Consider the following 5,426-nt stretch of genomic DNA (forward strand, 5'->3'; position numbering starts at 1 on the left):
GTGTGTTGAGCGGTCGGCGCCCCCCCGCGGGGTGTGGCGGCCTCCCGCGCCCCCCGCCGGGCGGTGCGCCGCCCCCCGCCGCCGGCTCGACCGTCGGCCGTGGTGACGGGTTGACGGAACGTCAGGGGGCGGGGCTCGCCGTCGGGGTGCCGACGGCCTCCAGCACGGCCTTGAGGTTGGTGAGCCCCGACGTCAGCGTGGACTCGCTCGCCCTGACCGCGACGCGCACGTCGCCACGGGCGGTGACCGCGTCGCGGCACGCGGACGCGCCCTGGTCCAGCTGGCCCAGCGCGGCCGACCACGAGTACTGGGTCTTCTCCTCCGGGAACGGCGCGTAGGCCTGCGCGTCCCGGACCTTGTCGGCCAGCACGACGCACCTGGTGGTCAGGTTGGTGAGGCCGATCTGCGAGTAGCCGCCGGAGTCCATCGCGTCGATGCCGGACAGGACGGAGTGCGTGGCGGACGCCAGTGCGGAGATCTTCACGTCCCCGCCCGAGGCGTACCACTTCGCCGCGTTCTGGCGGGCGTCTCCGGCAGGGCTCGATCCGCTGCTGCCGCAGGCCGTGAGCAGCGCGGCGGAGACAACGATCAGCACGGCAGCGCGAGTGCGCATGGACCCCCCCATGGTCGGCGACGCACCACACTGCCACCATCTCGCAGGAAAGGGAAACGGTATGTTCTGCGCCGGGCCGCGCCGCCGCAACCGGGCCGAGCGCCCGTCCCGGCCGCGGCACCGGGCGGACGACCGGATCCCGTGTCCTCCCTACCGCCGGGCAGGTCACCGGCCGGGCAGCGGATGATCAGTCGCGCGGCAGCGCCCGGTCGGCCCCGGCGCGGACGGACGTCCGGCCCCTGACCGCCCAGGCACGGGAGGTGAACCCGATGGACCCGTCCGCGCGCCTCGGGACGGCGGCGCCGAACGCCTCCAGCGGCCCATGTACCGGTCGTACGAGCCGCCGACCGCCCACACGCCGAACCTCTCCCGTTCCACGCCCCCTACGATCGCGCATCCACGTCCGGTCCGGCCGCGGGACCCGGGCGCTGCGGCGAGTCCCGCTTGTCCGTCCGCTCCGAAACCCCAACTTCCTCGGGTACGAACAGGCCTCTGTTCGGAGAAGAATCGCCCCATGGAAACCCTGGAGAACCAACGAACCGAACAGAACCGGGCCCTTGTCCGCGCCTTCATCGACGCGCTCTTCACCCGCGGAGACCTCGGCGCCGTCGACACCTACCTCTCGGAATCCTTCCTCGACCACGATCCGCCCTTCGGCGGCGACGGCGGCCGCGAGGGCATGCGCAGGGCGGCCGCCCTGTTCCGCGGGGCATTCCCCGACTGGCACTCCACCCCGCACCTCCTCGTCGCCGAGGACGACCTCGTCGTGGAGAACTTCTCCGCCGCCGGCACCCACCGCGGCGAGATCCTCGGATCCGTGCCCACCGGCCGCACCGTCACGCTCCGAGGAATCAACATCTTCCGGATCCACGACGGCCTCATCGTCGAACGCTGGGGCCGCCTCGACGAACTCGGCCTTCTGCGCCAGCTCGGCATCGCCGCCATGCCGACGTAGCGTGGAGGCATGGAGCGGTCCGCCGCGGAGCGCAGGGTCGCCGACATCGAGGAGCGGTGCCGGACCGGCCTCGACGCCACCGCACTGCACCACGAGATCCTTCCCCGGCTGCGCCGTGTGGTGCCGACGGAGGCGGCGTTCCTCGCCACGGTCGACCCGGTCACGCTGCTGTTCACCTCCGCCCGGGCCGAGGAGCCGCTGGGCGGGACCACGGCCGCGTTCCTGGACAACGAGTTCGGGCGCGAGGACGTCAACAAGTTCACCGCTCTGGCGCAGGCTGCGGACCCCGTGGCCTCGCTCGACCGGGCCACCGGGCAGGACCGCGCGGCCAGCCCCCGCTACCGGGAGATCATGGCCCCGCTCGGCCTCGGCGACGAACTGCGCGCCGCCCTGGTCAGCGCGGGCCGCTGCTGGGGCGTGCTGTGCCTGCACCGGCAGGACACGGCGTCGGGTTTCACCGAGCGTGACATCGCGCTCGTCCGCGCACTCGGCCCGCACCTCGCTCGGGCCCTGCGGGCGACAGCGATCACGCCGCCGCCCCCTGACGCCCCGTCACGTCCGAGCGCGGTCGGCCTGATGCTCTTCTCCCGCGGCCGGCGCCTGGTCTCGATGAGCCCCGAGGCGGAGCAGTGGCTCGCGGAGTTCCCCGACACGGAGCGACACGGCCCCGACCGGATACCCGTCGCCGTTCTCGCCGCAGCTGCGGGGCCGGTGCCCTCCACCGTCCGGCTCCGCGGCCGCTCCGGCCGGTGGCTCGCTCTGCACACCACCCGGGCGGGCGAACAGACCGGCGTCGTCATCGAACCCGCCCGCCCCGCCGACCTCGGGCCGATCCTGCTCAGCGCCCGCGGTCTCACCCCCGCACAGAGCCGCGTCGCCGCCCTGGTCGCCCGGGGCCGCTCCACTCGCGAGATGGTGGACGAACTCCACATCTGCGCCGCCACGGTCCAGGAACACCTCACGGCCGTATTCGACAAGTTCGGCGTCCACAGCCGCCGCGAACTGGTCGCCGAACTCCTGGCCGACCTCGCCGGCCCCCCGTGACGGTGTCCGGACGGCGCCGCCCACCTCCCACGGTGGACCACGCCCACGGAAGCGGGCGTTGACGGGTGGTTCCAGCGCACCGGCCATGTGTGGCCGGTGTCCCGACCTGTTCCCCGGGCCCCGTCACGCCGACACGGCCGGACTGCTCGTCGGCGGCGCAGCAGGCCTCGGCCGGGCCGCGGGACCGTACGCGCCGGACAGGCCCGTGGCGGACGGGCTCATGGGGGAGACCGCCCGCGCGGGTGGCCCGCTCCAGCAGCCGCGGGCCCTGGCGGGCGGCCCGCATCCCGCCGGCCCCCACCTCGGCACCGGCCGGGTGTCCCCGAGGAGCGAGGCCGGATCCGGGGCCGTCCACGGGGGAGCCGGCCCGGGCCTCCTCGATCGCGGGTCGGCGGTGCAGCCGGCCGACATGCCCGGCATGGGGCCGTCCGGCCGGGCCGGCGGAGGCTCGTACCAGAGCAGCCCGGGGAGTTCGAGGGCCGCGGGTCGGCTGCGGGACGCCGCTGCGCCACCGGATGCCGCCCTCGGACCCGGCCGGGACGCGCCCGCCGAGGAGCCGGTCGAGCTCCTTGCGGCACCTCGACCACCACGTGCCGCCACAGCCCAGGACGCCTGGGGAGGTCTCGGGTGACCGCGCGGCGGCCGGCCCACCGGACCGGCGTCCTTGATCATCGCTTCGGTACGGCGGCCCTGCGCTCGTAGTCCCGGCCTGGACAGCAACAGCAGAAGTCATGACGAGGCATCAGCTCTCCGGCTGGTGCCTCGTCGCTTGTCGTGGCCGGTCCGGTCCTGGCGCCGGGACCGGACCAGTGCCGTGGGCGTGCTGGCGATGGCAGGCGGCCACGACCGCCAACAGGACGAGGGCGACGGCCGCGAGCCGGAGGCAGCCGTGGCCGCCGAAGGAGCCGGCCCGGCGACGCTCGACCTGTCCGCCAGGAGGAGTGCCGGCGTGCTTGGCGGCGTAGTGGGCGATCGGTTGCCGCTCGCCCTCGGCGGTGCTGAGCCAGGGCGTCCTGAAACTGCACTCGCTGCACCAGTAGCGGTGGGCCACGTCGACTCCTCGCCTCTCGTTGGTGCGTACGCGGGGCACCGATGGTGACGTCGGTCATGTTCGGTGAACAGGTCAGTGCACCGGCCATCGGTGACCGGCCGTCCTGGGTAGGCTCACCGCCGTTCGTACCGGTAAGTAGGAGGAGCACGGTGAAGGATCGGCTCGGCACACTGCTACGAGATCGTCGGGCTGCTGATCGAGCGGATCACCGGCCTGTCCGTCAAGCAGGCGATCACCACCCGGATCATCGAGCCGCTCGCCCTCACCGGCACCAGCTTCCCGGCCGCGGGCGACCGCACCGTTCCCGCCCCGGCCGTGCACGGCTACCACGGCATCCGGATCGGCGCCCTCAACCTCTGGACCGACCTGGGGACGGCCCTGGAGCCGTCCATCTACAGCACCTCCGGAGCCATGATCTCCACCCTCCAGGACGTCACCGCCTTCGACCGGGCGCTGGTGGAAGGCCGCCTGCTCTCACCGGCGACCCTCGCCGAGCTGAAGAAGACCGTCACCGTCGGCGGCGGCCTCTCCTACGGTCTCGGAGTCGCCGCCCACACCCTGCCGTGCGGCGGCACGGCCTGGGGCCACGACGGCATCGTGAACGGCTACTACAGCGAGACCCTGGTCACTGCGGACGGCCGCCACGCCTCCGTGGTGACCAACGCCCACCTCGCCACCAATGCGCCGATCGCCCAGATGTACACGCTGTTGGACACCGCCCTCTGCGAGACCGCGCCGTAGGCGGCGGTGCCTGCCCGGAGGCCCCGCGGGCCCCCGGGCAGGCACCGAGGGCCACACCGGAAGCGGCCGGCGAACTCCGGGGGCCTCACGGGGGGACGGGCCTCGGGCGAACGGATGTGGCGGATCCGGCCGGAGAGCATGTCGGCGAAGGCGGCTTGCTCGGCGGAGCGAGGACTGCGCAGGGAGCGGCGCGAGGCGGTCGTGTTCCCGCTCGGCCCACCGCCGTACCCGTTCGGGATCCGGTGCGGTGCCGTGGCCGACGTGGAGGCGGGCGGGGTTGAGGGCGAGCATCGCTCGCGGGCTGGTGAGGTTCTGCCGGGGGTCGTCGTGGAAGGGCGGGTCGGCGGGCCTGCCGGGGATGAGGCCCATGAAGGAGCGGGCGATCAGGTCGCCTGCGATCAGGTCGCCTGCGATCAGATCGCCGTCGTCGGTGAGGACGGAGACCGATCCGGCGGTGTGGCCGGGGGTGGGCATGATGCGCGCAGCGAGGCCGAAGTCCTCCAGGGCCGTCTCGCCGTGGATGACCACCGCGGGCTCGAAGGGTTCGGCCCGCATGTGGAGCGTGCGGCTGCGGGCCATCAGACGACCCGTCGGGCCGGTGGGCGAGTAGGGCTCGCGGACCCGGCCCGAGCGGTACGGTCCGAGGTCGGCGACGTGGCCGGCGACGGGCGCGCCGGTGAGCCGGTGCAGGTCGGCCGCGGAGCCGAAGTGGTCGAGGTGCCCGTGGGTGATGACGATCATTGCGACGTCGGCGGGGTCGACGCCGTGGGCGGTGATCCGGTCGAGGATCAGACGTGGCCGCAATGACCAGGATCTGTCACATCAGGCCGTCGACCACAGGTGCCCCAGGGCCCGAGCGAGCGCCGATCACGGCCCTGACCGGATCCTGACGCCCAGTCCGCCCCCCTCTCGCCGCCCTCATCCACCACCCCCGCTTCGTCCGCCCGTACGCCCGCCGGCACCTTGGCCGAGGGGGCCCGGATCGGCACGGACGGGCCTTGCCGGACCGGGCCCCCGACGCG

General features: G+C 73.9%; 5 protein-coding genes and 1 pseudogene. 3 read left to right on the forward strand and 3 right to left on the reverse strand.

Going from position 1 to position 5,426, the window contains the following annotated elements; all coding sequences use genetic code 11:
- Positions 1–121: 121 nt before the first annotated feature.
- The gene (locus ACFV0G_RS32995; RefSeq protein ID WP_380555957.1) at positions 122–613 is read right to left on the reverse strand and encodes a hypothetical protein; all 492 of its coding nucleotides are present in this window, start codon (positions 611–613) and stop codon (positions 122–124) included.
- Between the two features lie 514 nt (positions 614–1,127).
- On the opposite strand from ACFV0G_RS32995, the gene ACFV0G_RS33000 reads away from it, so the two are divergent.
- Positions 1,128–1,568, forward strand: coding sequence for an ester cyclase (locus ACFV0G_RS33000; protein ID WP_380555959.1), 441 nt, complete (start codon positions 1,128–1,130; stop codon positions 1,566–1,568).
- A 9-nt stretch (positions 1,569–1,577) separates the two neighbouring features.
- Positions 1,578–2,612, forward strand: coding sequence for a LuxR C-terminal-related transcriptional regulator (locus tag ACFV0G_RS33005; protein WP_380555961.1), 1,035 nt, complete (start codon positions 1,578–1,580; stop codon positions 2,610–2,612).
- A gap of 742 nt (positions 2,613–3,354) precedes the next feature.
- On the opposite strand, the gene ACFV0G_RS33010 is transcribed toward ACFV0G_RS33005, so the two are convergent.
- On the reverse strand, positions 3,355–3,663 hold the full coding sequence (locus ACFV0G_RS33010; RefSeq protein ID WP_380555963.1) for a hypothetical protein: 309 nt from the start codon (positions 3,661–3,663) through the stop codon (positions 3,355–3,357).
- A 180-nt stretch (positions 3,664–3,843) separates the two neighbouring features.
- Between ACFV0G_RS33010 and ACFV0G_RS33015 the strand changes: the two genes are divergently transcribed.
- Positions 3,844–4,404: a serine hydrolase domain-containing protein gene (locus tag ACFV0G_RS33015; RefSeq protein WP_380555965.1), complete on the forward strand. Its 561-nt coding sequence runs from the start codon at positions 3,844–3,846 to the stop codon at positions 4,402–4,404.
- Positions 4,405–4,716: 312 nt separating this feature from the next.
- On the opposite strand, the pseudogene ACFV0G_RS33020 reads toward ACFV0G_RS33015, so the two are convergent.
- Positions 4,717–5,145 (reverse strand): annotated as a pseudogene (locus ACFV0G_RS33020) (MBL fold metallo-hydrolase); the annotation flags it as partial.
- Positions 5,146–5,426: the final 281 nt, after the last annotated feature.

The organism is Kitasatospora sp. NPDC059571, assembly GCF_042735675.1.
Classification (GTDB): domain Bacteria; phylum Actinomycetota; class Actinomycetes; order Streptomycetales; family Streptomycetaceae; genus Kitasatospora.